The sequence below is a fragment of the Streptomyces sp. NPDC059371 genome (assembly GCF_042751995.1).
Classification (GTDB): domain Bacteria; phylum Actinomycetota; class Actinomycetes; order Streptomycetales; family Streptomycetaceae; genus Streptomyces.
Genome location: NZ_JBHYXD010000057.1, coordinates 22,948 through 48,826, shown reverse-complemented (window position 1 = coordinate 48,826; position 25,879 = coordinate 22,948). Strand labels below are relative to the sequence as shown.

At 72.7% G+C, this 25,879-nt stretch carries 23 protein-coding genes; 15 read left to right on the top strand and 8 right to left on the bottom strand.

From position 1 onward, the window contains the following. Positions 1 to 10: 10 nt before the first annotated feature. Entirely contained in the window at positions 11 to 754 is a 744-nt protein-coding gene (locus tag ACFXGX_RS27390; RefSeq protein WP_384795935.1) for a hypothetical protein, read from the bottom strand. A 139-nt stretch (positions 755 to 893) separates the two neighbouring features. Here ACFXGX_RS27390 and ACFXGX_RS27385 point away from each other — a divergent pair, with 139 nt between their 5' ends. The 8 genes from ACFXGX_RS27385 to ACFXGX_RS27350 all read left to right on the top strand — a co-directional run bounded on the left by ACFXGX_RS27385 (position 894) and on the right by ACFXGX_RS27350 (position 10,003). Further along, positions 894 to 1,343 carry a winged helix-turn-helix transcriptional regulator gene (locus ACFXGX_RS27385; protein WP_384795933.1) on the top strand — a complete coding sequence of 150 codons (450 nt, stop codon included), beginning with the start codon at positions 894 to 896 and terminating at the stop codon, positions 1,341 to 1,343. Between the two features lie 176 nt (positions 1,344 to 1,519). Beyond that, positions 1,520 to 2,044, top strand: a complete 525-nt coding sequence (locus ACFXGX_RS27380; protein ID WP_384795931.1) for an SRPBCC family protein — start codon at positions 1,520 to 1,522, stop codon at positions 2,042 to 2,044. After that, a complete protein-coding gene (locus tag ACFXGX_RS27375; RefSeq protein WP_384795929.1) occupies positions 2,044 to 3,177 on the top strand; it encodes an LLM class flavin-dependent oxidoreductase in 1,134 nt (377 codons plus the stop codon). Before ACFXGX_RS27380 ends, ACFXGX_RS27375 begins: the two co-directional genes overlap by 1 nt. Before the next feature lie 283 nt (positions 3,178 to 3,460). Further along, complete coding sequence (locus ACFXGX_RS27370; RefSeq protein ID WP_384795927.1) at positions 3,461 to 3,994, top strand: hypothetical protein; 534 nt, start codon at positions 3,461 to 3,463, stop codon at positions 3,992 to 3,994. A gap of 114 nt (positions 3,995 to 4,108) precedes the next feature. Further along, the gene (locus tag ACFXGX_RS27365) at positions 4,109 to 5,479 is read left to right on the top strand and encodes a hypothetical protein (RefSeq protein WP_384795925.1); all 1,371 of its coding nucleotides are present in this window, start codon (positions 4,109 to 4,111) and stop codon (positions 5,477 to 5,479) included. 113 nt (positions 5,480 to 5,592) lie between these two features. Next, the gene (locus ACFXGX_RS27360; RefSeq protein WP_384795923.1) at positions 5,593 to 7,248 is read left to right on the top strand and encodes a hypothetical protein; all 1,656 of its coding nucleotides are present in this window, start codon (positions 5,593 to 5,595) and stop codon (positions 7,246 to 7,248) included. Between the two features lie 95 nt (positions 7,249 to 7,343). Further along, positions 7,344 to 8,765: an AAA family ATPase gene (locus tag ACFXGX_RS27355; RefSeq protein WP_384795921.1), complete on the top strand. Its 1,422-nt coding sequence runs from the start codon at positions 7,344 to 7,346 to the stop codon at positions 8,763 to 8,765. Beyond that, the gene (locus ACFXGX_RS27350) at positions 8,762 to 10,003 is read left to right on the top strand and encodes a VWA-like domain-containing protein (protein ID WP_384795919.1); all 1,242 of its coding nucleotides are present in this window, start codon (positions 8,762 to 8,764) and stop codon (positions 10,001 to 10,003) included. The genes ACFXGX_RS27355 and ACFXGX_RS27350 overlap by 4 nt, the downstream gene beginning before the upstream one ends. 77 nt (positions 10,004 to 10,080) lie before the next feature. Here ACFXGX_RS27350 and ACFXGX_RS27345 read toward each other — a convergent pair whose 3' ends face one another. The 3 genes from ACFXGX_RS27345 to ACFXGX_RS27335 form a co-directional block, all read right to left on the bottom strand. After that, complete coding sequence (locus ACFXGX_RS27345) at positions 10,081 to 10,890, bottom strand: SDR family NAD(P)-dependent oxidoreductase (protein ID WP_384795917.1); 810 nt, start codon at positions 10,888 to 10,890, stop codon at positions 10,081 to 10,083. Between the two features lie 124 nt (positions 10,891 to 11,014). Further along, a complete protein-coding gene (locus ACFXGX_RS27340) occupies positions 11,015 to 12,703 on the bottom strand; it encodes a hypothetical protein (protein WP_384795949.1) in 1,689 nt (562 codons plus the stop codon). A gap of 153 nt (positions 12,704 to 12,856) precedes the next feature. Further along, positions 12,857 to 13,276 carry a molybdopterin-binding protein gene (locus ACFXGX_RS27335; RefSeq protein WP_384795915.1) on the bottom strand — a complete coding sequence of 140 codons (420 nt, stop codon included), beginning with the start codon at positions 13,274 to 13,276 and terminating at the stop codon, positions 12,857 to 12,859. Positions 13,277 to 13,451: 175 nt separating this feature from the next. Here ACFXGX_RS27335 and ACFXGX_RS27330 point away from each other — a divergent pair, with 175 nt between their 5' ends. The 4 genes from ACFXGX_RS27330 to ACFXGX_RS27315 all read left to right on the top strand — a co-directional run bounded on the left by ACFXGX_RS27330 (position 13,452) and on the right by ACFXGX_RS27315 (position 16,152). Next, positions 13,452 to 13,841, top strand: a complete 390-nt coding sequence (locus tag ACFXGX_RS27330) for a cell division protein SepF (protein WP_384795913.1) — start codon at positions 13,452 to 13,454, stop codon at positions 13,839 to 13,841. 151 nt (positions 13,842 to 13,992) lie between these two features. Further along, the gene (locus ACFXGX_RS27325) at positions 13,993 to 15,150 is read left to right on the top strand and encodes an AAA family ATPase (protein ID WP_384795911.1); all 1,158 of its coding nucleotides are present in this window, start codon (positions 13,993 to 13,995) and stop codon (positions 15,148 to 15,150) included. Next, positions 15,147 to 15,479: a nucleotide pyrophosphohydrolase gene (locus ACFXGX_RS27320; RefSeq protein WP_384795909.1), complete on the top strand. Its 333-nt coding sequence runs from the start codon at positions 15,147 to 15,149 to the stop codon at positions 15,477 to 15,479. The genes ACFXGX_RS27325 and ACFXGX_RS27320 overlap by 4 nt, the downstream gene beginning before the upstream one ends. A gap of 193 nt (positions 15,480 to 15,672) precedes the next feature. Next, positions 15,673 to 16,152: a DUF6099 family protein gene (locus ACFXGX_RS27315; protein WP_384795907.1), complete on the top strand. Its 480-nt coding sequence runs from the start codon at positions 15,673 to 15,675 to the stop codon at positions 16,150 to 16,152. Between the two features lie 198 nt (positions 16,153 to 16,350). Here the strand turns inward: ACFXGX_RS27315 and ACFXGX_RS27310 are convergent, their stop codons facing one another. Together ACFXGX_RS27310 and ACFXGX_RS27305 are read right to left on the bottom strand one after the other, a co-directional pair. Then, positions 16,351 to 17,274 carry an LLM class F420-dependent oxidoreductase gene (locus ACFXGX_RS27310; protein WP_384795905.1) on the bottom strand — a complete coding sequence of 308 codons (924 nt, stop codon included), beginning with the start codon at positions 17,272 to 17,274 and terminating at the stop codon, positions 16,351 to 16,353. A gap of 74 nt (positions 17,275 to 17,348) precedes the next feature. Continuing rightward, positions 17,349 to 18,065 carry an SDR family oxidoreductase gene (locus tag ACFXGX_RS27305; protein WP_384795903.1) on the bottom strand — a complete coding sequence of 239 codons (717 nt, stop codon included), beginning with the start codon at positions 18,063 to 18,065 and terminating at the stop codon, positions 17,349 to 17,351. A gap of 193 nt (positions 18,066 to 18,258) precedes the next feature. Between ACFXGX_RS27305 and ACFXGX_RS27300 the strand changes: the two genes are divergently transcribed. From ACFXGX_RS27300 to ACFXGX_RS27290, 3 genes are all read left to right on the top strand, one after another. Next, on the top strand, positions 18,259 to 18,891 hold the full coding sequence (locus tag ACFXGX_RS27300) for a TetR/AcrR family transcriptional regulator (protein WP_384795901.1): 633 nt from the start codon (positions 18,259 to 18,261) through the stop codon (positions 18,889 to 18,891). A gap of 541 nt (positions 18,892 to 19,432) precedes the next feature. Then, the gene (locus tag ACFXGX_RS27295; RefSeq protein WP_384795947.1) at positions 19,433 to 20,926 is read left to right on the top strand and encodes a 3' terminal RNA ribose 2'-O-methyltransferase Hen1; all 1,494 of its coding nucleotides are present in this window, start codon (positions 19,433 to 19,435) and stop codon (positions 20,924 to 20,926) included. Then, positions 20,923 to 23,466 carry a polynucleotide kinase-phosphatase gene (locus ACFXGX_RS27290; protein WP_384795899.1) on the top strand — a complete coding sequence of 848 codons (2,544 nt, stop codon included), beginning with the start codon at positions 20,923 to 20,925 and terminating at the stop codon, positions 23,464 to 23,466. Before ACFXGX_RS27295 ends, ACFXGX_RS27290 begins: the two co-directional genes overlap by 4 nt. Before the next feature lie 329 nt (positions 23,467 to 23,795). Here the strand turns inward: ACFXGX_RS27290 and ACFXGX_RS27285 are convergent, their stop codons facing one another. Both ACFXGX_RS27285 and ACFXGX_RS27280 read right to left on the bottom strand, forming a co-directional pair. After that, entirely contained in the window at positions 23,796 to 24,689 is an 894-nt protein-coding gene (locus ACFXGX_RS27285; RefSeq protein WP_384795897.1) for a hypothetical protein, read from the bottom strand. Beyond that, positions 24,686 to 25,765, bottom strand: a complete 1,080-nt coding sequence (locus tag ACFXGX_RS27280; protein WP_384795895.1) for an SPFH domain-containing protein — start codon at positions 25,763 to 25,765, stop codon at positions 24,686 to 24,688. The genes ACFXGX_RS27285 and ACFXGX_RS27280 overlap by 4 nt, the downstream gene beginning before the upstream one ends. Positions 25,766 to 25,879 lie beyond the last annotated feature (114 nt).

The following is a 25,879-nucleotide window of genomic DNA, read 5'->3' as shown; positions in this document are numbered from 1 at the left end:
GTTGCGGACGCTACGTGCCAGGAGTGCACTGTTCCTGCGGAGGGACGGGCGGTGCGGCGTCCTGCGGTGGGGGCGGGGGTGTCTGGTTCTCGGTCTGGAGGGGGTTCTGTGCCCGTGCCCGCAGTCTGCGGCGGTGGCCGGTACGGTCGGGGCGGCCCTTGTAGCCCTTGGGTTGCCATGTGTTGCCGTGCCAGAGGTGTGGTGGAACCCAGCGGGAGCAGGCCTGTTCGACGTCCGTGGTCACGTTGATCATGTTGGTGAGCTCGACGCGGTAGCGCAGCCTCGGGAGACCCTCGGCGGGTGGATCGGCGTCCCGTACGTGGCGCCACAGAACGGGGTGATCGCGGTCGAAGTCCCCGTGGGGGAAGAGCTCGAGAGTCGCGGTGCCACCGTCGGCGGTCGCGTCACCGGTGGAGTGGATACACACGCCGGCCAGCGAATCCCAGGGCAGCAGCGCGTCGCCGTCCAGGTTGAACCACCACCACCCGGTGGCGTCGAAGACGAATCTCTCCTTGGACCCGGCGGCCGTCCCCATCAACATGAGCAGGCCGAAAAGCGCACACAGGCCGCCCGCCGAGGCGAGAAGCCATCGAGCCACTTCGTTGCCGACCAGCGCGGCTCCCGACAAGCCGACAGCGGCGACCGACAGAGCGACCGCGGCGACGATCAGGCCGGGCGTGACCTCCTTCTGCCCGTACCGCACAACGGTCGCATCGTCGGACGGCCGTCCTGGCAAGCTCCCCCCGGTGCTCATGGGCACCACGCTACTGGCGACGGTCAATCCACGGAATCCACTCCGTTCCGAGCTGCCGAGTTCATTTCCGAGACCCTCGTATGCTGGGCCTGTGAGGCGGACTTCTTTTGCTGACTGGCCCTGTTCCATCGCGCGCACGATGGATCTTCTCGGCGACTGGTGGACGCCCCTGGTGTTGCGTGAGGCGTTCTACGGGATCAAGCGGTTCGACGCGTTCCAGCAGGAGCTCGGCATCGCGCGCAACACGCTGACCGACCGGCTCCGTCGGCTGGTCGACGAGGGGCTCATGGAGAAGCGGGCCTATCAGACGGACCCGGTGCGCTACGACTACGTACTCACCGAGATGGGCCGGGACTTCTTCGGGGTGCTGGCCGCCATGAACAGTTGGGGCAACCGCTGGCTCAGCGGTGAGCAGGGTCCGCCGGTCGTCTTCCACCACGACCGTTGCGGGCACCAGGCCGAGGCCGCCGTCGTGTGCGCCGACTGCGGTGAGCCGATGACGGCCGAGAACACCCGTCCGCGGCTCGGCCCCGGCTATCCTCCGCACCTCGCCGAACGGCCGGACATCCAGAAGCGTTTCACCGACTGACCGCGCCGCGGCTTCCGCGTTCGTCCTCCTGCCTCTTCCCCGCTCGTTCCGCTTCCCGCTTCCGGTCCCGTGCCGGGAGCGGTTTTCCTTGACAGGTAAGTCTATCTAAGCAACTCTCAAGGTCAGAGCCCTGGGCTGAGTGAGGTCCTGGGGGACGAGAGGAAGGCCGGAGACTCATGGAGTGGACGGGCGCCCGCTACGCGGACCAGCCGACCGTCGATGTGCGGACACGGATCGACGCTCCACCGCGACGGGTGTGGGACCTCGTCTCGGACATCCGGCTGATGCCGGACCTGAGCGCGGAGCTCCAGTCGGTCGAGTGGCTCGACGGCGTGACGGCGCCGTGCGTCGGCGCCCGCTTCGTGGGGCGCAGCAGGCACGAGTCGCTGGGGGAGTGGGAGACCACCTCGTACGTCGTGGAGTGCGAGCCCTTCCGGACCTTCGCCTGGGCCGTGTCGGACCCCGAACACCCCAGCGCCGTATGGCGGTTCGCCCTGAAAGAGGTGGACGACGGCACGGAGCTGACTCAGTGGATGCGGATGGGGCCGGGCCGTTCGGGGCTGTCCTTCGCGATCGACCGGATGCCGGAGAAGGAGCAGAAGATCGTGTTCGTACGGCTGCGGGAGTTCGAACGGAGCATGACGGACACCGTCGCGGCGATCAGGAAGCTGGCCGAGAGCGCGGAAGGGGCGGGTGCGTGATGCGTACCTCCACGACGATCGAGGCGTCGACGGGCGACTGGCGGGAGACCGTCGACTTCGTGGTCGAGGCCGAGAAGCTCGGGATGGACATCTGCTGGGTCGCGGAGGCCTGGGGTTCCGAAGCCCCTTCTCCACTGGGCTACTTGGCGGCGAGGACCGAACGGCTGCTGCTCGGCTCCGGGATCATCCAGCTCGGGACCCGCACCCCGGCGGCCATCGCCCGTGCCGCGATCACGCTCTCCAACCTCTCCGAAGGGCGCTTTCTCCTCGGCCTCGGACCGTCCGGGCCCCAGGTGATCGAGGGACTGCACGGAGTGCCGTTCGCCCGTCCGCTGTCCCGGATGCGGGAAACCGTGGAGATCGTCCGGCAGGCGGTCGCCGGCGAGAAACTCGCGTACGAGGGACGGGAGTTCACGATCCCGCTGCCGGGCGGCGATGCACGGCCCATGCGGATGTCCATACGGGCCGAGCACGACCTGCCCGTCTATCTCGCCACGCTCTCGCCGAAGATGCTGCACCTGACGGGCGAGATCGCCGACGGCTGGCTGGGTACCAGCTTCGTGCCCGAGGGCGCCAAGGAGGCGTACTTCGACCACCTGGACGCGGGCCTCGCCGCGTCCGGCCGCGGCCGTGGGGACCTCGACATCTGCCAGGGCGCCGAAGTGGCCTTCGCGGAGGACGAGGACGCGCTGCGCGCCATGGTCGCGGGCCGGAAGAAGGAACTCGCCTTCAGCCTCGGCGGAATGGGCTCCGCCACCACCAACTTCTACAACGCCGCCTACAGCAGGCAGGGCTGGGCGGAGATCGCCGCCGAGATCCACGCGCGCTGGCAGGCCGGGGACCGGGACGGCGCCGCCGGGCTGGTGACCGACGAGATGGTCCTCGGCACCACCCTGATCGGCACCGAGGGCATGGTCCGCGAGCGGCTCCGTGTCTGGCGCGCCGCGGGAGTCGACACCGTCCGCTTCTACCCCGCCGGAGCGACCCTCGACGAACGGCTCACCACGCTGGGCCGCGCGCTGGATCTCGTAGCGGAGCAGAAGGCGGAACAGAAGGCCGAAGCGGAGGCCGAAGCGGAGGCGGAACGCACGGTGGAGGGGAAGGCGGAAGAGGCGTCGGCCGTCGCCGAGTAGCTCGGCCGTCCCTGCCTCGTTGCGTTGCGGTGCGGTGCGGTGCGGTGCGGTGCGGTGCGGTGCGGTGCGTGCGGTGTGGTGCGGGGCCGGGTCGACACCGTGCGGCCCCCTTCCGGACCCGCCCCGCTCGACCACCTTCAGCCCCCCCGACCGCCGTCGAGACCGTCACCCGATCAGAGGAACCCCCGTGGCGGGGGAGGCCTGGCGGGCGGACGCTCGAACTCCCCGGTGCTTCCGGCACGGGGGACGGCCGGCGGCCGACAGCGCAGCGAGGTGGTCGAGCATGAGCCAGGATTCTTCGGTGCCTCCGGGCCCCCCGCCCGGTGGCGGCACGGGATCCCAGCCCAGCGGCGGAGACATGCCGCTGTGGGGAGACCAGTGGTCCGGAGCCGCTCCCGCCTCGGGAGGAATGGGACCGCCGCCCTCCGGCAGCAGTGGCTGGGCGGCGGGCGGAGCCACCTTCGCGGGTGTCCTCCTGCTGGTGAACGGCGGCCTCAACATCCTCCAGGGCATCTCCGCGCTCGCCAAGGACGACGTCTACACGCGCGTGAACGACTACGTCTACCGGATCAACCTCACCGGCTGGGGCTGGATCCTGCTGATCCTCGGCGCGATCGCGGTCGTCACCGGCTGGGGGATCCTCCAGGACGCCGCGTGGGCCCGGGTCACCGGCATCGTGCTGGCCTCGCTGAGCATGCTCTTCCAGTTCATGTTCCTGCCGTACGCGCCGATCTGGTCGGTCATCCTGCTGGCCATCGACGTCTTCGTCATCTGGGCACTGGCCACGTACCGGCCCGACCGCCGACAGCCGCGCTGACGCGGCCCCTCCGCCGAGTGGAGCGAGACACGCCATGGAAGACGTGACCGACCGGACGCGAGCGGGTCTGACCGCCCGCGGCGCCGCGGGCACCGACGACGATCCGGCGACGACGTGAGCACCGGAGACGTGAGCGGCGGCGCCAACGGTGCCGGGGCGAACAGCGCCGGCGCCGGTGGCGGCGCGGACGCGCGCGAGCTGGCCGAACTGCGGGCCCGCGTCGCCGAACTGGAGAAGCGTCCGCCGAGAGCCGAGCATCACCGCGTCCGGTCGACCTTCGCGGTCGTACTGATCCTCCTCGCGGCCCTGCTCACCCCGCTGAGCGCCGTCGCGGCCTGGTCGAGCGATCTGATCGGCAACACCGACCGGTACGTGGCCACCATGGAGCCGCTCGCCTCCGACAAGGACGTCCAGGACGCCGTCGCCAACCGGGTGACCGACGCGGTGATGCAGCACGTCGACGTCAAGACGCTGCTCGAATCCGTCGCCCCGGCCGACCGGCCCGAACTGACCAAGGCGATCGGCCCGCTGAGCGGTCCGATCACCAGCGGCCTCACGGACTTCGTGCACACCGTGGCCTTGAAGTTCGTCAGCAGCGACGCGTTCGCCACCCTGTGGACCCAGCTGAACCGAAGAGCCCATGCCGCCGTCGACAAGGCGTTGACCGGAAAGGGCGGCGGAGCGGTGAAGCTCACCAACGACGCCGTCGTCATCGACCTCGCCCCCGTCATCGACCAGGTCAAGCAGGCCCTCGTCGACCAGGGGCTCAGCATCGCCGCGAAGATCCCCCAGGTGCACACCAACTTCACGGTGCTGACCTCCGACTCCATCGGCAAGGCCAAGAAGATCTACCGGCTGCTCCAACTGGTCGGGTTCTGGCTGCCGGTCCTGGCCCTGCTGCTGGCGGCGGGCGGTGTGCTGCTCGCCGTCCGCAGACGCCGCGCCCTCGTCACGGCGGCGCTCCTGGTGGCGGCAGGGGCCGCGGTCCTCGGCATCGCACTGTGGATCTTCCGGGAGATCTATCTGGACGGTCTGCCGTCGGGCGTCTCCCAGCCCGCCGCCGAGTCGGTCTTCGACACCCTGGTGCGCTATCTGCGGACGTCGGTACGCCTCGTGATCACCCTCGGCATCATCGTGGCGCTGGCGGCCTGGCTGACCGGCAGCGGCCGGGCGGCCTCGCGGGTCCTCGCGGCCTGGAGGGGCGGCATCGGTGCCGTGCGTACGGCGACCGGGGCCGAACTGGGCGCGGTCGGCGCGTGGGTGCACCGGGCCAAGACCTGGCTCGTCTGGACCGTCGTCGCGGTCGCCGCCGCCATCCTGCTCGTCTGGAACTACCCCACGGCCGCCGTCACCATCTGGATCGCCGTACTGGCCCTGCTGGCCCTGGCGATCGTCGAGTTCCTCGACGACGACGGCACCCCGCATTTGCTCGGCTCCGGCGGCGGCCCTGTCGCCGGACCACCTGAAGCCAAGAGCCCGGCCTGATCCTTCGGCGTCCGAATGCACCTGACAGATCGTCGGCGCCGGGCTACGCTCCCCCCGATGATGACTTCCTCCCCGATCAGATGGGGGGACCCGTCCGCGCAAGGTGAGTGCTGATGCTCACTTCGACCGCGTACGAGGATTCCCTCCGCTCCTTCTGGCCGCGCGTGCGTGACTTCGCCGTGCCGCCCACCATGATCGAGACCGCCACCGTTCGCCGCCGTCAGGGGGACTGGGCGGGGGCGTGTGCCGCCGCCGGTGTCGACCTCGACTTCGATCTGCGTTCGCTGGCACGTACGCACGGCCGCGAACTGGCCTCCCGAATCCGCCACGATCTACGCCATCTGGCTCCCGACCTGCTGCGCTGGCACCTGCCGAGAGTCGCCCCCGACGGGCTGCTGCGTCCCGGCCTCACCATGACCCTGGCCCGGTACGACCGCTCCGCCGGGCGGGATGACGTCGATCCCGTACGGCCCGTGCACCTCGTGGTCCGTACGCCGCCGGCCTGGGCGGACGGCGGCCAGCGGATCAGCCTCGCGCTCTGGGACGGGGCTCCCGGCGCGTCCCGCGAGCGGTTCTCCTTCGACACCGGCGCCCGCCGCCATCCGCACCCCCGTCCGAGCCGCCGGTACCGCCTGGATCTGCACCGGCACCTGTGGGACACCCGCAGGACCGACGAGCTCCGGGTCCGTTCCGGGGCCGACCTGCCGACGGGCGTCGACCGTTCGGGGGGATGGGAACCGCCGGGGCCGGTGCCCCGGGACCTCGGCTGCGCCGTCGGCCGGTGGGCGGAGGAGGCGGCGATCGTGCTGCGCGACGAGGGGCGTACGACCGGCACCGTCTCCGTGCGGCTCGGGACCGGCCGGTGGCTGCTCCTGGAGTCGGCCGCGGACCCGCCAGGCGTCGGGCCGCCCGCCCTGCGGATCACCGACGCGCCCGCTGGCTGGAGCGGCGGTGATCTCGCGCTGCTGGCCCTGCCCGACGCCGCGACCTGGGTGCTGCCCGACCTGGCACTGATCCGCGCCGGCGTCATCGAACCCGAGCGACTGCATCCGCTGGTCGCCTCGGCGCTGGTACCGGGACACAGTGCGTCCGGAGCCGGCGGGACCGTGGCGTCGTCCGGAGTCGGCGGGAACGCGGCACCTTCCGGAGCTGACGGGAACGCGGCACCTTCCGGAGCTGACGGGAACGCGGCACCTTCCGGAGTCGACAGGAACGCGGCACCTTCCGGAGTCGACAGGAACGTGGTCGCCGTGGGCTCCGGCGGGCACGCGATTTCCTCCGGAGCCGGTGGGCGCGCGGCCCCTCCGGGACCCGGCGGGCACCTGGCGCCGGGAGCGGCGCGCTTCGTGGAATGCCGGGGAGCCCGGCACCGGATCGGCCTGGTCGACGGCGTGCTGGCGCCGCTCGACCACGATCCGGCCGAGATCCGCAGGGAAGAGCTGCTGGTCGCCCTCACCGGCACACCGCTTCCCTGCCTCCGGGCCATCGACGAGGCGCACCGGCAGCCGCAGTGTCTCTCCGGCGTCCGTGAACGGCTGCGCCACGGCGACACCGCCGGTGCGCTGGCCGTCGTCGAGGGGCTGCTCGGTCCCGACGCGGTGCTGCGCGGCGGCGCCCTGCGGGACGAACTCCGGGCAGCCGCGCGGCGACGTCTCACCTACGGACTGTTCAGGGCCGGGCTGACCGGGCCAGGACCCGACCGACTCGCTCCCGGGCCCGTCCGGCCCCTCGGCCATCGCTCCCACCCGCGTGACACGACCGGCCGCTGACCGCTCGTCCGCCGCTCACTGAAAGCCAGTTGACCGCCCCCGGGGCCAAGCCCCGTGCCCGGGCCGCTCGTTCACGAACCCAAAGGTGATCAAACATGCCCACAAGCACCCCGCTCGCCGAACCCGAAGCCGAAGCCGAAGCCGGAGCCCTGGCCCAAGCCGGAGCGCTAGCCCAAGCCCAAGCCCAAGCCCAAGCCCAAGCCCTAGCCCAAGCCGAGGATCACGCTCTCGGCGAAGCCGACGCCTTCTCCGATCCGGCCTCCGCCGTCCGACTCGACGCCGCCGATACCCTCGTGGACCCGGCCGGCCCCACCCAACTCGACGTGGCCGACGCCCTCTCGGCCCTGCTCCGCGCCACCGGTACCGAGCCGCGCCCCGACAGTCAGCTCGAAGCGCTGACCCTCGCCGTCGCCGCCGATCTGCCCGTACTCCTGTGGGGTGAACCGGGGATCGGCAAGACCGCCGCCCTGACCCAGCTCGCCGAGAGCCTGGACCTGCCCCTGACCACCGTGATCGCCAGTGTCCACGAACCCTCCGACTTCTCGGGACTGCCCGTCCTCGGCGACGACCCCGCCGAGCAGGGCGTGCCCATGGCCCCGCCGGACTGGGCGGTGCGGCTCGTACGGGCCGGCCGCGGACTGCTGTTCCTGGACGAACTGTCCACCGCGCCCCCGGCCGTTCAGGCCGCGCTGCTCCGCCTCGTCCTGGAACGGCGCATCGGAGCCCTTCAACTGCCGTCCGGAGTAAGGATCGTGGCAGCGGCGAACCCACGCTCCTCGGCGGCCGACGGCTGGGAACTGAGCCCGCCACTGGCCAACCGGTTCGTCCATCTCCAGTGGGCCCACGACCACGAGGTCGTCGTACGGGGGCTCGGTGGCACCTGGCCGCGGGCGACCCTGCCACGGCTCGACCCCCAACGGCTCGCGGAGGCCGTGGACTTCGCCCGGCGCGCGGTGTGCGGGCTCCTCGCCGCCCGCCCCGCACTCGTCCACCGGCTGCCCAGCAGCGAGACCCGGCGCGGCGGTGCCTGGCCCTCACCCCGGAGCTGGGAGACGACCGTGCGGCTCGTCGCCTTCGCGCACGCCGCCGGTTCCGCCCGGGAAGTGCTCTCCCTGCTGGTCAGGGGCGCCGTGGGCGACGGCCCGGGACTGGAACTGCTGGCGAGCGTGGACCGCATGGACCTGCCCGACCCCGAGACCCTGCTCGCCGACCCGGCGGCCGCCGTCCTGCCCGAGCGGGGGGACCTGCGCCAGGCCGTCCTCGACGGTGTGGTGGCCGCGGTCCGCAAGCGGCCCGACCGGGCTCGCTGGGACGCCGCCTGGGCGCTCCTCGTACGGGCCCTGGACACCGGTGCCCCGGACCTGGTGGTCGTTCCCGCGACGACCCTCGCGACGCTGCGCCAGGAGGACTGGGACGTCCCGGCGTCCATCGAGCGCCTGGCCGGGGCGGTGGCCCTCTCCCGGCGCGCGGACGACGCGGCGGCCCGTGTCGCGGTCGCCGCCGAGGCGCGCCGATGACCGCGACCGCGACCGCGTCCGGGGCTCTGGACCTGGACAAGCTCTACGCCGCCCGGCTGCACGCGGCGCGGGCCCGGCCGTATCTGGCGACGGCGCTGTTCGCCCTCCACACCGTCGAGTCCAGGTGGGTGCCGACGATGGCCGTCGACCGGCACTGGCGCTGCTACGTCTCGCCCGGCTTCGTGGACCGCACACCCGTCGAGGACCTGGCCGGTGTCTGGGTGCACGAGGTGTCGCACCTGCTGCGCGACCACCACGGGCGCAGCGAGCGGTTCGCCCGCGAACACGGGCTCACCGGCCCGGCGGAGCGGCTTCGGATGAACATCGCCGCCGACTGCGAGATCAACGACGACGCGTTCGGGGACGGGCTCGTCCGGCCCGAGGGCGCCGTCACCCCGCAGTTCCTGAACCTGCCCACGGGTGAGCTGATGGAGGACTATCTGCGCCAGTTCCGGCTCGGGCCGCGTACGCAGAGCCTCGCCTGGCTGGACTGCGGCAGTGGCGCCGACGGACGCGAACGGGAGTGGGACCTCGGGCCGGACGGCGCGCACGGCCTCAGCGCGCAGGAACGCGACGCGGTCCGCTTCCGGGTCGCGCAGGGCATCAAGGCGCGGCCCGGGCGGAGTCCGGCGGGATGGGAACGGTGGGCGGAGGAGGCCTTCCACCAGCCGCAGCCGTGGCGGGAGTTGCTGGGGGCCGCCGTGCGCTCCGCGGCCTCGGGGCCCGGTGCGGGGGAGGACTACACCTACGGCCGGCCGTCGCGCCGCTCGGCCTCCGTGCCTGGTGTCGTCCTGCCGAGTCTGCGCCGCAGACCGCCGAGGGTGTCGGTCGTCATCGACACCTCCGGGTCGGTCAGCGACGCGGAGCTGGGCAGCGCCCTGCTGGAGGTCTCCGCGATCTCCCGTGCCGTGGGCGGCCGCCGCGACCTGGTCACCGTGGTCTCGTGCGACGCGGCGGCGGGGGTCGCGCACTCCCTGTGCCGGGCCGAGGGGATTCCGCTCCTGGGCGGCGGCGGTACGGATCTGCGCTCGGGTTTCACCGCGGCGCTACGGGCCCGGCCATGCCCCGATGTCGTCGTGGTCCTGACCGACGGACAGACCCCGTGGCCGGATGCGCGGCCCCCGTGCCGGACGGTCGTCGGCCTCTTCCCGCGCGGGGACGGCTCCTGGGACGAGGACGATCCCGACTACGTACCCGACGCGCCGCCCGCCTGGGCCCGCGTGGTCGAGATCGGCTAGGGCGTGCCGGGCGTCGCCGGGCAGGCGAGATTTCGCGGACACGCCCCAGGACCTGTCCGGGCGTGACCCGAAGCCACTCACACGCTGTACCCGCCGTCCACCCCCAGCGCCTGCCCGGTGATGAAGCCCGCGCTGTCCGAGGCCAGGAACGCGACGGCCTCGGCGACGTCCCTCGCGGTGCCGAAGCGGCGCAGTGGGGTGTTGCGGCGGGTGATCTCCAGTGCCGCGTCGTCGAGTTCGCCGGAACCGATCAGCCGGGCGGCGATGCCGTCGGTCAGCATGCCGGGTCCGACGCAGTTCACCCGGACGCCGTAGCGCCCTTCCTCGGCGGCCAGGGCGCGGGCGACCGCCTCGACCGCTCCCTTGGGTCCCGAGGAGAGCCCGTCGCGCACCGGATACCGGCGGGTGGCCACGGTGGTGACGGCGACGACGCTGCCCCGGCTCTCCCTGAGCAGCGGCAGCGCGGGATGCACCAGGTTGAAGAACGCGCCCGCGTCCACGTCGAGTTGGGCGCGGAACTCGCTCGGCGTGACCCTGCTCAGGTGCACCATCGGCACGTGCGGGCCCGCCGCGTGGACGAGGGTGTGCAGTCCGCCGAACGCGGCGGCCGTCTCGGACACGGCAGTGGCGACGGCCTGCTCCTCGCCCAAGTCGAGCCGCAGGGCGCGTACATGGCGCCCCTGCTCAGCGAACTCCTCCGCCGTCTCCGCGGCGAGCGCGTCGGCGGCCGCCCGGCTGGAGCGATACGTGAACACGACGTCGCTGCCCCGCTCGGCGAGTATCCGCACGACCGCCGCGCCGATGCCGCCGGTGCCGCCGCTGACGAACGCGACCCCTTCGCGGTGCGCGAAGTCCGAGCGATGCGCGAGATCCGGCGGTTCCGGCATGGGCTTCACCGTCCCAGGGGGCGCGAGTCGGGAGTCGGGAGTCAGGAGACGGGCCATTCCAGCACGTCCGCCTCCCCGGCACCAGAAGGCGGACGGGGCCGGGGAGAGAAACGGGGCGTGACCCTCAGGGCCGGGCCGCCGGCAGGTGGAGGTCCGTGCTCGACAGGGTCATCGGCGTCGCCGAGACGGCTCGCAGGCGGATGCGGACGCTGGCTCGTGGGAGCGTGAACCTGCCGTCGGGGGGCCGGAGTTCGTAGCGGCCGAAGGTGTGGCCTGCCAGGGTGGCGGGGCCGGAGGTCACCGACCAGTAGCGGCTCATGCCTTGGCCCGTGGTCAGCGTGAAGTGCGGACTCAGCGCCGCGGCACCGAGGTTGGTGACGCCGACCGTGAGTCCGGTCAGCGAATGGGCGGCGCGGCGGGCCTCGGTGACCCGCATCCGCAGCGGCGGTGACCCGGTGGCCGCCAGCCCCACCGCGGCCGCCGACGGGGCCAGCAGCAGGGCGACCGCGGCCACCCGGGCCCCACGCCGGTGCGGACCGCGCAGAAAGGCGGGGCGGGGCTGCCACGCGGTGCGGAACGACTGCCAGGGCGCGGTGATCACGGCGGCCACCCACAGCGGCGTCATGAGCAGGTAGTAGCCGTCCTGCGAACGGGTCGCCGCGTAGAACGCGCACCAGGGCAGCACCGTCGCCGCCGGCCCCAGCCGCCGTACGAACAGCACGAACAGCGCCAGCAGACCCGCCGCGAGGAGCAGGCTCGCGTGCGCGTACCAGGCGAGGCGGTCGCTGCCGTCGGTCAGATACAGCGAGATGCCGACCAGGCCCTGTCCGTGGATGTCCGCGTCCTGGGTGAGGGGCAGGGCGATCCCGGAGAGCCAGGAGCGCGGCTCGCTCACGACGAAGTACGCGTTGATCAGCAGCCAGGTGGTGGCGGCGACGCCCGCGATCCGGCCCACCGCCAGCGCCGCCGGCCGCGCGCCCAGGTCACCGCGGCGCAGCGCGTACACCCCGGCCAGCAGGAACGGCGCGAGGAACCAGGGGAGTTGCTGTGCCGCGCAGGCCGCCCCGAGGCAGGCCGCCCGCACGATGTCGGCCCGTCCTCCGCGACCCGTCCGCGGCCATCCGATCACCACCGGGACGAGCAGGGCGCAGGCGAGGACCGCCGCATAGCCGAGCCGCGCGTACGTCGGCAGCAGACCGAAACCGAGACAGACCAGCGTCGCGGCGGACCGCCACGGCACCGGCAGCATCCGCCACATGACGGCCGTCCCCGCGATCAGGGCCCCGGTGCCGACCATCGTGGCGGCGGCCGAACCGTGGCCGACCCACAGCAGTGGCGCGGTGAGCATGAGCGCGAGCGGCGGATAGCCGTACGTGTAGTCGTAGCCGCCGTTCATCGTCGCGGTGAGGGCGACGCCATGGCCGAAGAGCCGCGGCCACGGACGCCCGTAGACCTGGTGCCCGGCGACGAACTCGTGGGCGGCCCGGGTGGTGAGGACCGACTCGTCGCTGCCCTGGTGGTTCATGACCAGCCCGCACACGACGAGCGTCACCGCGGTCACCAGGACGACGAGGTCGAGCCGCGCCAGCGAGCGGCCCCGGCGCACGACGAGGGTCAGTACGCCCGTCGCCAGGATCGAGGCGTAGCAGAGCGAGACGACCGCGGCCACGAGGAGCCGGTGGCTCGCGGCCTGCGCCCACAGCGGTCGCGTACCGATGAACAGGCTGATGTCGGCCAGGAGGGTCAGGACGCGGTGCCACTGTGCGGGCGCCTCGTCCGGGTTCCATCGCGCGACCGGCCCGCCGGGCGACACCTTCGAAGGGGCCTGCCGGCGGACGGGCGGCGTCGTGATTTCTGCCGAGTACACGGCCCGATACGCTAATTCCCGCCGGTGAGCGGGGTGCGACGGGACGTGAAGAGTCCGGTGTGAGGCCAGTAAGAGCAGGTCCGCCGGTGACCGGGCGCGTCAGGCGTTGGACAGTGACACCTCGGTGGACTTGATCAGCGCGACGACCTCGGAACCCTCGCCGAGGCGCAGGTCCGCGACGGCGTCCTTGGTGATCGCGGAGGTCAGTTCGCCGCCCGCGATCCGGACCTTGACGCGGGCCATGGCGCCGCCGGAGGTGACGTCGGTGACCGTGCCCGGCAGTTGGTTGCGGATGCTCAGCCCGTCCACCGGACCGGTCGCGAGGGAGACCTCCGTGGACTTGACCAACGCCCGCACGGCGGAGCCGGACGTCAGGCCGAGCTCCCGTACGGCCTCCAGGGTGACGGCCGCGGTGATCTCCTGTCCGGCGTCGAGCCGGACCTTCACCGTCGCCATCACCTCACCGGGGGTGACGGACGTGACGGTGCCGGGGAGTTGATTGCGGATGCTCAGGCTCATGCGGAGGCCTCGCTTGCCGGGCTGGGTGATGGATACGGGCGTATATGCGTAGCTTGCCGCACGCGCCGGCTCCCGGTCCGGGTCGCGGACCGTGTCGCTGTTGGGCCGAACGGGTGACCATGCGTAAGAATTGCCCGGTGCAGACAACGAGTGCGAGCCAGGACGGGGTGGATCGATGACCGGCCACGACGTCACAGATGAACAGTGGGAAGGGCTCGCCCAGGTCGTTCCGTTGCGCGGCCGGGACGCCTGGCCGTCGGCGGTCCGCCACCGGTCGATCCCCGAAGCCGAGACCGAGACGCGGCGGCGCTTCGTGGTCCTGCGGGTGAACGTCTTCGCGGACGCCCGCGACGTCGCGGAGACGCTCATGTCCGGCGTCCCGGTGCTCCTCGACCTGACCGGCGCGGAGACCGAAGTCGCCAAGAGGGTCCTGGACTTCAGTACGGGCGTGGTCTTCGGCCTGGCCAGCGGCATGCACCGGGTCGACCGGAACGTGTTCCTGCTGACGCCCCCGGGGACCGAGGTGCGGGGTCTGATGGAGGGGGTCGGCGTTCCCAGACACTGACGGCGCCGGCATCGAGCGCCCGGCATCGAGCGCCCGGCATCGAGCGCCCGGCATCGAGCGCCCGGCCTCGATCGGGGGCCGCGTCCCCCGATCGTAGGAAGGTCGCCCGGGCGTAACGGTTCGCCCCGCCGCGGAGGCCTACCGTCCGCATATGACTCTGTCCTCGCCGGAAGTGCCCGTGGCGGTGCAGGCGCGCCCGGTCCGTCCGGGTGTCACCGAGCTGCGGCTCGCGGCCTTCGCCACCCACCGCCGTGTCCGGTTCCCGCTCGGACCGTTCACCCTGGTCACCGGCCCCAGCGGCAGCGGCAAGACGGCCGCCCTGCGGGCCTACGAGGCGCTGGCGAGGCTCGGTTCCGGAGCCGGGCTCGCCGAGGTGTTCCCGGACCCGGTCGCCTGTGTGCCCGAGCGGTCCCGGCCCGACGCCCAGCTCCGCCGGGGCTTCCGCATCGGCTGCACGGTCGACGGACCCGAGGGTCCGGTCCGGCTCGACGTCGCCGTCCAGGCCGAACCCGAACTGCGGGTCGTGGGCGAGCGGTTGTCGGCGGGCGGGCGGACCCTGCTGGAGACGGCGCTGCGCGATCCGGGCCGCCCGTCCGTCCAGGCGGCCTGGTACACCGGCGGGTCCTCGGCGGTGACGCGGGTCCCGCTCCCCGACGACCGCCTCGGCACCGCGCTGCTGCCCCTGCGCGTCGCGGGCCGCACCGCCGGGGAACGCCACGTCCTGGCCGCGGCCGAGCAGACGGTCCTCGCCCTGCGGTCCGTCTACGTCTGCGATCCGGACCCGGACTCCATGCGGGCCCCCGTTCCGCTCGGCCCGGGGCGGCTGCTGCGCGGCTGCGGCAACCTCGCCGAAGTGCTGTGGCGCACCCGGTCGGAGTGCGGCCACCGGTACGCCCACCTGGTCGCGGCGGTGCGCGCCGGATGCGCGGGCCCGGTCACCGACGTTCTGGCCGACGTGCTCGGCGACGGCACGGTCCGTGCGCTTCTCGACCGCGGGGACGGCGTCCGTACGCCCCTCGGGCTGCTCGGGGACGGCGAGTTGAGGTATCTCGCGCTCGCCCTCGTGCTGCTCACCGGGCCCGGCGTCCTGGAGGTCGACCCGGCGGGCGAGGTGCCGGCCGCGCTCCAGTCGCTGATGGTCCTGGCCGACGGCCTCGACCGCGGACTGGACGCCCGGCAGGCCGGGGAACTGGTGCGGCTGGCGGGCCGCATGTGCGAGCGGGGGCACATCCGTCTGCTGGGCGCGGTGAGCGACCGGGCCCACGCGCTCGGAACGGCCGGGGTCACGGTGATAGACCTGACGCCGTGAGTGAACTGGACGTAGCGACGCTGCAGCGCAGACTGGCCGAGTTCGCGGCCGCGCGGAACTGGCAGCCGTACCACACCCCCAAGAACCTGGTCGCCGCCCTCAGCGTGGAGGCGTCCGAACTCGTGGAGATCTTCCAGTGGTTGACGCCGGACGAGTCGGAGCGCGTGATGCGGGACCCCGACACCGCGCACCGCGTCACCGACGAGGTCGCGGACGTCCTCGCGTATCTCCTCCAGTTCTGCGAGGTGCTGGGCATCGACCCGCTCGCGGCCCTCGACGCGAAGATCGACCGCAACGAGGAGCGCTTTCCGGCGCCGGGGGAGCCCTGACGGACCGGTCGTCCTACGGCACACAAAACGGAATCTGACACTCTCTGTAGTTGTCGCGGCGCTCCGATGCGATTCCGTGTCCGCAGATTTCGGGCTTCCTCTGGCTTTTCGTCTCAAGGGACTTCACTCTGGGTAGTGAACAAGGGAGTTCGGGTGGACGTGCGAGAGCGCGTCGGACAGACGGGGGCAGCGCATGGAAGCGGTGCGGCTCATCGTGGCGAGCAGACGTGCCCTGGCGGAGGGCGGCGAGACTCCGGAGGTGATGGCGGAGGCGTGGCAGGCACATTCCCTGGCCCAGGCGATCGGCAGCCGCCTCGCCGTGTCCGGACCCCCTGAACTCCGGGGCGAGGCCCTGGGGTTGACCGAGCTGGCGGGCCGCGGCTGCGGAGTGCTCGGCGACCACGCGCTCGGGGTCGGCGCCTTACGGGCCGCCCAGCTCACGGAGCTGGGCGACGCGCGCGAGGTTCTGCTCCGTCTCGGCGGTCTCCTCGCCGAGGTCGGCATGGCCCTGGTCGGCATCGCCTGCGCGGCGGACGACGAGGGAACGTACTGGCAGTGCATGGAGGCGATCGACGCGGCGGACGAGTCCCGGGACCGCGTCCTGGAAATGCTGAGACGCCTCGCGGTACGGGACGAGAAACGCGTGGTGGAGCGGGACCCGGCCGCGGGGTAGAAACCGGCGAGGCCCGTGCCGTCGGTCGCCTGCCGCTGCCCGGCGCCCGGGCAGGTGCGGCTCGTGCCGCCGTCCGCCGCCGGCAGCCGTCCGCCGCGTGCGGCCCGTACCGTCGCCCGCCGTAAGGCCCGTGCCTCCGGGGAACCGGCCCCGGTCATGGCGGGTCGCCCGACCGGAACCGCTTGTGGGGTCCCGCGGTCAGGCGAGCTGTGGTGCCACCGCGGAAGCGATCAGATCCAGGTGGTCCAGGTCGGCGAGGTCCAGCATCTGGAGGTACATCCGCTGCGAACCGACCTCCTGATACCGGGCGATCCGTTCGGCGACCTCCGCCGGCGAGCCCGCGAGCCCGTTCGCCTTCAGCTCGTCGACATCGCGGCCGATGGCGTCCGCCCGCCGCCTCACCTCGCTGTCGGTGCGGCCGACACACACCACCAGGGCGTTGGAGTAGACGAGTTCGTCCGCCTTGCGCCCGGCCTGCAGCAACGCCGCGCGGACCCGGCCGAACTGCTGCTCCGTGTCCGCGACCGAGGCGAAGGGGATGTTGAACTCGTCGGCGTAGCGTGCCGCGAGCGCGGGGGTCCGCCTGGCGCCGTGCCCGCCGATCAGGACGGGCACCTTCGCCTGCGTGGGCTTGGGCAGCGCGGGCGAGTCCCTGAGCTGGTAATACGTTCCTGCGAAGGTGAAGCGTTCGCCGACCGGCGTGCCCCACAGCCCGGTGACGACGGCGAGTTGCTCCTCCAGCCGGCCGAACTTCTCCTTCGGGAACGGAATGCCGTACGCCGTGTGCTCGGCCTCGTACCAGCCCGCGCCCAGGCCGAGTTCGACACGGCCGCCCGACATCTGGTCGACCTGGGCGACCTGGATGGCGAGGACACCGGGGAGGCGAAAGGTTCCGGCGGTCATCAACGTACCCAGGCGGATGCGGCTCGTCTCGCGCGCGATGCCGGCCAGGGTGATCCACGCGTCGGTAGGACCGGGGAGCCCGTCGACGGATCCCATGTGCACATAGTGATCAGAGCGGAAGAAGGCTCCGTAATGAAGGTCTTCGGCGGCCTTGGCGACGCGGAGCAGCGTCTCGTAGGTCGCGCCTTGCTGCGGTTCTGTGAAGACTCGAAGATCCATGTATCCATCATGCACCGGTCACAACAACCGTCCCGTGCCGAACCGCTGGCGCATCTTCCCCCGTCCGCGCGGGGCTACCACCTCTGCACGGCGAGCTGCGGGTACAGGTCGCTCAGATCGCCGGAGAGACCGGCCTTGACCTGGCGGGTGAGCGCGTCCGCGAGGACCTCGTGGGCGTCCGTCTCGATCCCGTCGAGGGCCTGCCCGGCGACACTGTCCGCGGAGACCTTGGGCACGTCGAGGCTCGCGGTCAGGTCCGTGTCGACGTAACCGACGTGCAGCCCGGTGACCTTGATCCCGCGCGGCTGGAGCTCCAGCCGCAGGGCGTTGCTCTGGGACCACAGGGCGGCCTTGGCGGCGCTGTAGCCGTCGGCGCCGGGCACCGTGACCCAGGACAGCACCGAGTGGACGGTGAGGATGTGCCCGCCGCCGTTGTGCTCCAGGACCGGGACGAAGGCCCGGGTGGCGAGGAGCGGGCCGAAGAAGTTGATGTCGAACTCGCGCCGAATGTCCTCGACGGGGGAGTCCAGGAACGACGTGGGGGCCGTCGCGCCCGCGTTGTTGATCAGGATGGTGACGTCCTGGGCCCGCGCGGCGGCGGCCGCGACGGACGCGGGGTCGGTGACCTCCAGGGCCAGCGGTATCGCGTCGGGGTGTTCCACGGTCCGCGGATCGCGGGCCGTCGCGTAGACCTTCTTGGCGCCGCGTTCGTAGAGGGCGTCCACGAAGGCCTTGCCGATACCTCGGCTGCCGCCCGTCACAAGTGCTACCGAACCGTCGATGCTGGTCATGATCTTCTCCTTCTGAGAGCCGCCGGGAATCGGGGGATGCCGGGTGATCGGGGGAGACGGTGCCGGTCGAAGGGCGGTCGACCGCGCCGTCCGCCGTGTCGGTCCCATCGTAAACCGATCGGTTTTCCATGTCGCCTCGCAACTGTAAACCGATCGGTTTCCGAGAAGCAAGCGGAGAACGTAAGCTGGCCTCATGACACAGGCGACCCCGACCGCGACCGCCGGTTCACCGACCCGCGACCGACTGCTCGACGCCGCGGCCGAGCTCTTCTATCGCGAGGGCGTCGGCGTCGGTGTCGAGGCGCTGTGCCGGGTGGCGGGGGTGTCCAAGCGTTCGATGTACCAGCTCTTCGACAGCAAGGACGGCGTGCTGGCGGCGAGCCTGGAGCGCAGCGCGCCCGCGTACCTGGCGTTCCTGCTGCCCCCCGACGACGACCGGGCGCCGCGTGACCGCGTCCTGTACGTCTTCGAACGTCTGGAGGAGATGGCCGCGCGCCCGGACTACCGCGGCTGCCCCTTCGTGGCCGTGAGCGCCGAGCTGAAGGCGCCGGACCACCCCGCCAGCCTGGTGGCCCGCCGCGGCAAGGACGAGCTGACCGCGTTCTTCCGGCGCGAGGCGGAGCGCGGCGGAGCGGGGGACCCCGAGCTCCTCGCGCGCCAACTGACCGTCGCCTTCGACGGATCGGGCGTCCGGGCCGTCATGCAGGGCCAGGGCCTCGACGGCCTCGCCCTCGCGACCGCCGCCGCCCTGCTCACCGGTGCGGGCATGGACGGCGCCGACGGCTCCGACAGCGGCGCCCGCCGCGAACCGGAGACCTCCGGCTGACCTGCCCGGAACCCCTGTCGACCCGGCCGGGAGCCGCCGGCCTACCCGGCCGGGAGCCGCCGGCCTACCCGGCCCGGAGCCGCCGACCGACCCGGCTCGGAAGTTCCGGACGACCTGCCCGGAAGCTCCTGCTGACCGGCTCGGAACCTCCGGCTGACCTGGCCCGGAGCCGTCGGCCGGCCCGGCCCGGAGCCTCCGGCCGGCCTGCCCCGAAGCGTCCGGCCGGCCTGCCCCGAAGCCTCGGCCGGCGGCCCGGAATTCTTCGGTCGCACCCTTCGCGCGCGGCGAAAAACCCCGGGTCCACCTGCGGTTTCCGCTGTACGTTGTGGGGGCGCGCCGAGGGCAGGCGTCGCCCCTGCGGTCGGCCGCGGCGCGGCGTGGCCACGGGCTACGCGGGCCGCGGAGGAGCCGGGAGCGGCGACGGCCGAGACGCGCTCGCCCACGCTGTGACCCGACGGCGTCCGGCGGATGCGCGCAGCGCACCGGCCGGACGAGTCGCCGGGTGTCCACAGCTCAGAAGACGTATCGAGGCAGACACACCGTGTTCCTGACGATCAGTACCACCGGTACCCCAGAGCGGCCCGCGACCGACCTCGGCTTTCTGCTGCACAAGCATCCGGACAACGCCCAGAAGTTCTCGACGTCGTACGGGACGGCGCATGTGCTGTACCCCGAGGCGACCGCCGAGCGCTGCACGGCCGCCCTGCTCCTGGAGGTCGATCCGGTCGCGCTGGTCAGGCGGGGCAAGGGGAAGGGACGCGGTGGCGCCCCCGACGCGGCACTCTCTCAGTACGTCAACGACCGCCCGTACGCCGCCTCCTCGCTGCTCGCCGTGGCGCTCAGCGCCGTGTTCACCAGCGCGATGAAGGGCCAGTGCAACGCCCGGCCCGAGCTGCCCGCCGAGACGAGGCCGCTGCGCGTCGAGGTGCCCGCGCTGCCCGCGCGCGGTGGCGCCGACCTGGTGCGAGGGCTCTTCGAACCGCTGGGCTGGACGGTGACGGCCGAGGCCGTGCCGCTCGACGAGCGCTTCCCGGAGTGGGGCGACTCCCGCTACGTACGCCTGGGCCTGGTGTCGGAGGAGCTGACGCTCGCCGAAGCCCTGCGGCACCTGTATGTGCTGCTCCCGGTCCTCGACGACGCCAAGCACTACTGGGTGTCGTCCGACGAGGTCGACAAGCTGCTGCGGGCGGGCGAGGGCTGGCTGCAGCACCACCCGGAGCAGAAGCTGATCACCAGCCGCTATCTCTCCCGGCGCTGGTCGCTGACCCGGGAGGCCATGGAGCGGCTCGAACTCGCCCGGCTCGCCGAGACCGACGACATCGCGGTCGAGGAGATCGACAACGCCGTCGACGAGGAGACCGACACCGAGGAGAAGCCGATACCGCTCGCCGTGCAGCGCAGGGACGCGATCCTGGCCGCGCTGCACGCGTCCGGCGCGAGCCGGGTCCTCGATCTCGGGTGCGGGCAGGGCCAGTTGGTGCAGGCGCTGCTCAAGGACACGCGGTTCACCGAGATCGTCGGGGTCGACGTGTCGATACGGGCGCTCACCATCGCCTCGCGCCGCCTCAAGCTCGACCGCATGGGCGAGCGGCAGGCCGCCCGCGTCCAGCTCTTCCAGGGCTCGCTCGCCTACACCGACCGCCGTCTGAAGGGGTACGACGCCGCCGTGCTCAGTGAGGTCATCGAGCACCTCGACCTGCCCCGGCTGCCCGCCCTGGAGTACGCGGTATTCGGCTCCGCCCGCCCGCGGACCGTCCTCGTGACGACCCCGAACGTCGAGTACAACGTCCGCTGGGAGACCCTGCCGGCCGGCCACTCCCGGCACGGCGACCACCGGTTCGAGTGGACCCGCGAGGAGTTCCGCTCCTGGGCCCGCGCGGTGGCCGAACGGCACGGATACGACGTGGAGTTCACCCCTGTCGGCCTCGACGACCCCGAGGTCGGCCCGCCCACCCAGATGGCCGTCTTCACCCTGGCCACCGGCACGACCGGAGCCACCGGCACCCCGAACGCGAAGGAGGAGAAGGCCGCATGAGCGAGCAGACCGAACAGGGGCGCGTGCTGCCCGTCACCGACCTCTCCCTCGTGGTGCTGATCGGCGCCTCGGGCTCCGGCAAGTCCACTTTCGCCCGGCGGCACTTCAAGCCGACGGAGATCATCTCCAGCGACTACTGCCGGGGGCTGGTCGCCGACGACGAGAACGACCAGAGCGCCAGCGGCGACGCCTTCGACGTCCTGCACTACATCGCCGGCAAACGGCTCGCGGCCGGCCGCCGGACCGTCGTCGACGCCACCAGCGTGCAGCAGGACAGCCGCCGCCAGCTGATCGAGCTGGCCAGGAAGTACGACGTGCTGCCCATCGCCATCGTGCTCGACGTGCCGGAGGAGGTCTGCGCCGAGCGCAACGCGACGCGCACCGACCGCGCCGAGATGCCGCGCCGCGTGATCCAGCGCCACATCCGCGAACTGCGGCGCTCGCTGCGCTCCTTGGAGCGGGAGGGCTTCCGCAAGGTGCACGTCCTGCGCGGGGTCGCGGACGCCGAGAACGCGTCGGTCGTGACCGAGAAGCGGTTCAACGACCTGACCCACCTCACCGGCCCGTTCGACATCGTCGGCGACATCCACGGCTGCGCCTCGGAGCTGGAGACCCTGCTCGGCAAGCTCGGCTACGTCGACGGTGCGCACCCCGAGAGCCGTACGGCCGTGTTCGTGGGCGACCTCGTCGACCGCGGTCCGGACTCGCCCGGCGTGCTGCGCCGCGTGATGTCCATGGTCGCCTCCGGCGACGCCCTGTGCGTGCCCGGCAACCACGAGAACAAGCTCGGCCGCTATCTCAAGGGCCGCCAGGTCCAGCACACGCACGGACTCGCCGAGACCATTGAGCAGATGGACGCGGAGAGCGAGGAATTCCGCGCCTCGGTGAGGGAGTTCGTCGACGGGCTGGTCAGTCACTACGTCCTCGACGGCGGACGTCTCGTCGTCTGCCACGCCGGTCTGCCCGAGAAGTACCACGGCCGCACCTCGGGCCGGGTGCGCTCGCACGCGCTGTACGGCGACACGACGGGGGAGACCGACGCGTTCGGGCTGCCCGTGCGCTATCCGTGGGCGGAGGACTACCGGGGCAGTGCGGCGGTCGTCTACGGACACACCCCGGTCCCCAACGCCACTTGGCTCAACAACACCATCTGCCTGGACACCGGCGCCGTGTTCGGCGGCAAGCTCAGCGCCCTGCGCTGGCCGGAGCGCGAGCTCGTCGACGTACCAGCCGAGCGGGTCTGGTACGAGCCGGCCAAGCCGCTGGCCACCGAGGCGCCCGGCGGTCACGAGGGCCGTCCGCTGGACCTGGCGGACGTGCACGGCCGCAGGGCCGTCGAGACCCGGCACGCCGGGCGGGTGGCCGTCCGCGAGGAGAACGCGGCCGCGGCGCTGGAGGTCATGAGCCGTTTCGCCGTGGACCCGCGGTTGCTGCCGTACCTCCCGCCGACCATGGCGCCGACCGCGACCTCGCACCTTGACGGCTATCTGGAGCACCCCGCCGAGGCCTTCGCCCAGTACCGGGAGGACGGGGTCGCGCGGGTCGTGTGCGAGGAGAAGCACATGGGGTCGCGGGCGGTGGCCCTGGTCTGCCGGGACGCGGACGTGGCGCGCGAGCGGTTCGGTGTCGACGGCCCCACCGGGTCGCTGTACACCCGTACCGGCCGCCCCTTCTTCGACGACTCCGCCGTCACCGAGGAGATCCTGGGCCGGGTGCGCGCGGCGGCGACCGAGGCCGGGCTGTGGGAGGAGCTGGGCACCGACTGGGTGCTGCTGGACGCCGAGTTGATGCCGTGGTCGCTGAAGGCGTCCGGGCTGCTGCGCAGTCAGTACGCCGCTGTCGGCGCCGCGTCCGGGGCGGTGTTCCCGGGAGTGGTGGCCGCGCTGGAGGGGGCGGCGGCCCGGGGCGTCGACGTCACGGACCTGCTGGCGCGTCAGCGTGAACGGGCCACGGACGCGCAGGCGTTCACGGACGCGTACCGCCGCTACTGCTGGACCACGGACGGCCTCGACGGCGTCCGCCTCGCACCGTTCCAGATCCTGGCCGTCCAGGGCCGGAGTCTCGCCGCGCTGCCGCACGACGAGCAACTCGCCCTGATCGACCGGCTCGTGGAGAACGACGGGAGCGGACTGCTGCACACCACCCGGCGGCTCTTCGTCGACACCGGTGACCCGGAGTCGGTGCGGGCCGGTGTCGACTGGTGGCTGGAGATGACCGGCCGCGGCGGCGAGGGCATGGTCGTGAAGCCGGTCGGCGCGGTGGTGCGCGGCGAGCACGGGCGCCTGGTGCAGCCCGGCATCAAGTGCCGGGGCCGCGAGTACCTGCGGATCATCTACGGTCCGGAGTACACCCGTCCGGAGAACCTCGCCCGGCTGCGGGGCCGCTTCCTCAACCACAAGCGGTCCCTGGCCGTCCGCGAGTACGCACTCGGCCTCGAAGCCCTGGACCGCCTGGCCGAGGGGGAACCCCTGTGGCGCGTCCACGAGGCGGTCTTCGGAGTCCTCTCCCTGGAATCCGAACCGGTGGACCCCCGCCTGTAGCGGGTCCACGCTCCCGACCCGGGCCGGCCCCGCAAGGGTCCCTCCGCGTCCCGGGTGGGGGAGCCCCGCAAGGGGCGCGGGGAACGGCGTGCTCGGCCCCCACCGGGGCCGCAGCCGATTCCCGCACCCACCGGGACCGGTATTCGCCGGCCCGGTGGGAGCCCCGCAAGGGGCGCGGGGAACTGCGCGGCCGGCCCCCACCGGACCCGCGGCCGAACCCGCCCCCACCGGGGCACACGCAACGGACCCCGCCCCGGGGAAGCCCGGTCCGGGGCCACGGGGCCCGGCGGGGTTCGGCGCAGCCCGGCGGCGAGGGAGCGAAGCGAACCTCAACCGACCAGGCGGAGCCGAACCCCGGCCACCCCCACCTGCACGGTCTGGCCCCAGACCAGTTCCACCGCATCCCCCTCCATCCCGTCCCCGAACACGATCAGCCGGTCCGACTCCACCGTGAGGGACAGCCGCCCGGACCCGGTGAGCTCGCCGGCCACGAGCGAGGTGCCCGTGGCCGGCGAGGGCCAGGCCTCGCGGACGAACCAGAGCAGGCGCTCGTCCGTGGGCCCCGGCAGCGGCAGCCGCTCCCCCCGCTCCTGCCACACCGAGCGCAGCCAGCCGGTGGCCCCCGTCCCGGTCCCCACCAGCACCCCGGAGGACGCCTGGGGCTCGACGGCACCCCCGTACTCGTCGAGCCCCAGGCGATAGCGGGCCGTCTGATGGCCCGCGGCTCCCAGATAGATCTCGTTGAGCGCGACCAGCCGCTGGGTGTCGTCCGCGACCGCCTCGACCATGGTCAGCTCGTCGGCGGAGCCCCCGTGCGCCGAGGCGAGCAGCGCCCCCGCGTCCCCGGGCCGGTGCCGCACGAGCACGCCCGGATTGCGCCCGGGGTCGGCGTCGATCCCCACGACCGGCTGACCCGCCAGGTACTTGGCGACGTTCGCGACCAGCCCGTCCTGGCCGACCACGACCACCACGTCCTCCGGCGCGAACAGGAAACGGTCCAGATCGGCGCGCTCCACGCGAGCCTGACGCCACGTCAGCGGAATGGCCGCCACGACCGCGGCGAGCGCCTCGCGGGCCCGCCGGTGCCGCTCGGCGACCTCCGCGATGTCCCGGCCGCGCGAGGACAGGAAGAACGCCGCCTGCCCGTGCGTGCCGTGCCGGGCCGTCAACTCCTCGTACTCCGTGGTCCGGTGGACGATGACGACCCGGGGCGCGAGACTCACGCCGAGTCCCCGGCGGTGCCGTTGCCCAGCTTGGCGAGCAGCCCGGTGAGGACGTCGGGCGAGAGCGTGAGGTTCTCGATCCGCGGCAGGTTCTCGGCGAGCCGGCTGCCGGTCAGGGCGTGCAGCGTGGCGACATCGACGTCGCCGTGGACCCGCAGCCAGGCCGCCTGCGCCTCGGCCCGCGCCGCGCCGACCTCGCGCTCCGCCTGCGCCTCGGCCCCCGCCAGCCGCACCTTGCGCGTGGCCTCCGCCTCGGCGAGCCGCAGCGACCGGGTGGCCTCCGCCTCGGCCAGCCGGACCGTCCGGGCCGCCTCCGCCCCGGCGCGCACCGCGTCGGCCGCCGCGAGCTCCTCGGCCTCGCGGCGCGCGTTCGTACCGCGCTGGTCGACCAACTGCTCCTCGCGCCGGGCGAGTTCGATCTGGCTGTGGAGTTCGTTCTCAGCGATGGCACGCTCCCGCTCGACGGCGACCGCCCGGCGTTCGTACGTGGCCTTGTCCGCGTCCTGCTGGATCTGCTCGCGGGCGGGGGTGCGCAGCGCCCGTTCCACCTCGGGCTCCGGGCGCAGCGCGACGACCCGCACCGCGACCACCTCCAGGCCGGTGGCGGGCAGCCGGGGTTCGGCGGCGAGGCCGTCCGCGATCCGCTCCCGTACCGCCGCGACGCCGTCGACCAGGGCGGACGCCAGTGACGTACGGGCCAGCACGTCCAGCGCGTGCTGCTGGGCCGTCTCGGTCAGCAGCGAGCCGAGCTGCTCCAGCGGGGTGCCGCGCCAGGCACCGGAGTCGGGGTCTATGGAGAAGTCGATGCGGGAGGCGGCGATCGACGGGTCGCTGATCCGGTAGGTGACGGTCGCCTGCACCGCCACGTCCTGGAAGTCGGACGTCCGGGCGTGGAAGGTCATCGCCAGCTCGCGGTCGTCGACGGGGACTTCGGAGAGCGCCGCGGTCAGTGAGCGGTACCAGAAGCTGAGTCCGGGACCGTCGTGGACCAGTTGCCCCGACTTGTGGTGCCGGACGTGGGCGGTGGGCGCCCCCCGCAGATGGCGCCAGCCGAGGCGTCGCGTGATGTCGGCCATGAGTACCCCCTCGACGCCGGGTCGGCCCGGCGGCTCCGCTTCTTCGTTGTCGTCATTGAGACGATAATGAATCGACCGCTTATCGTCAAGGGGACGAAATGAATGCGGGGCGGC

What these genes read in the sequence shown, in the direction of transcription:
- ACFXGX_RS27390 (WP_384795935.1), bottom strand. Translation starts at nt 754, where the DNA reads ATGAGCACCGGGGGGAGCTTGCCAGGACGGCCGTCCGACGATGCGACC.
- ACFXGX_RS27385 (WP_384795933.1), top strand. Translation starts at nt 894, where the DNA reads ATGGATCTTCTCGGCGACTGGTGGACGCCCCTGGTGTTGCGTGAGGCG.
- ACFXGX_RS27380 (WP_384795931.1), top strand. Translation starts at nt 1,520, where the DNA reads ATGGAGTGGACGGGCGCCCGCTACGCGGACCAGCCGACCGTCGATGTG.
- ACFXGX_RS27375 (WP_384795929.1), top strand. Translation starts at nt 2,044, where the DNA reads ATGCGTACCTCCACGACGATCGAGGCGTCGACGGGCGACTGGCGGGAG.
- ACFXGX_RS27370 (WP_384795927.1), top strand. Translation starts at nt 3,461, where the DNA reads ATGAGCCAGGATTCTTCGGTGCCTCCGGGCCCCCCGCCCGGTGGCGGC.
- ACFXGX_RS27360 (WP_384795923.1), top strand. Translation starts at nt 5,593, where the DNA reads ATGCTCACTTCGACCGCGTACGAGGATTCCCTCCGCTCCTTCTGGCCG.
- ACFXGX_RS27355 (WP_384795921.1), top strand. Translation starts at nt 7,344, where the DNA reads ATGCCCACAAGCACCCCGCTCGCCGAACCCGAAGCCGAAGCCGAAGCC.
- ACFXGX_RS27350 (WP_384795919.1), top strand. Translation starts at nt 8,762, where the DNA reads ATGACCGCGACCGCGACCGCGTCCGGGGCTCTGGACCTGGACAAGCTC.
- ACFXGX_RS27345 (WP_384795917.1), bottom strand. Translation starts at nt 10,890, where the DNA reads ATGCCGGAACCGCCGGATCTCGCGCATCGCTCGGACTTCGCGCACCGC.
- ACFXGX_RS27335 (WP_384795915.1), bottom strand. Translation starts at nt 13,276, where the DNA reads ATGAGCCTGAGCATCCGCAATCAACTCCCCGGCACCGTCACGTCCGTC.
- ACFXGX_RS27330 (WP_384795913.1), top strand. Translation starts at nt 13,452, where the DNA reads ATGACCGGCCACGACGTCACAGATGAACAGTGGGAAGGGCTCGCCCAG.
- ACFXGX_RS27325 (WP_384795911.1), top strand. Translation starts at nt 13,993, where the DNA reads ATGACTCTGTCCTCGCCGGAAGTGCCCGTGGCGGTGCAGGCGCGCCCG.
- ACFXGX_RS27315 (WP_384795907.1), top strand. Translation starts at nt 15,673, where the DNA reads ATGGAAGCGGTGCGGCTCATCGTGGCGAGCAGACGTGCCCTGGCGGAG.
- ACFXGX_RS27310 (WP_384795905.1), bottom strand. Translation starts at nt 17,274, where the DNA reads ATGGATCTTCGAGTCTTCACAGAACCGCAGCAAGGCGCGACCTACGAG.
- ACFXGX_RS27305 (WP_384795903.1), bottom strand. Translation starts at nt 18,065, where the DNA reads ATGACCAGCATCGACGGTTCGGTAGCACTTGTGACGGGCGGCAGCCGA.
- ACFXGX_RS27300 (WP_384795901.1), top strand. Translation starts at nt 18,259, where the DNA reads ATGACACAGGCGACCCCGACCGCGACCGCCGGTTCACCGACCCGCGAC.
- ACFXGX_RS27290 (WP_384795899.1), top strand. Translation starts at nt 20,923, where the DNA reads ATGAGCGAGCAGACCGAACAGGGGCGCGTGCTGCCCGTCACCGACCTC.
- ACFXGX_RS27280 (WP_384795895.1), bottom strand. Translation starts at nt 25,765, where the DNA reads ATGGCCGACATCACGCGACGCCTCGGCTGGCGCCATCTGCGGGGGGCG.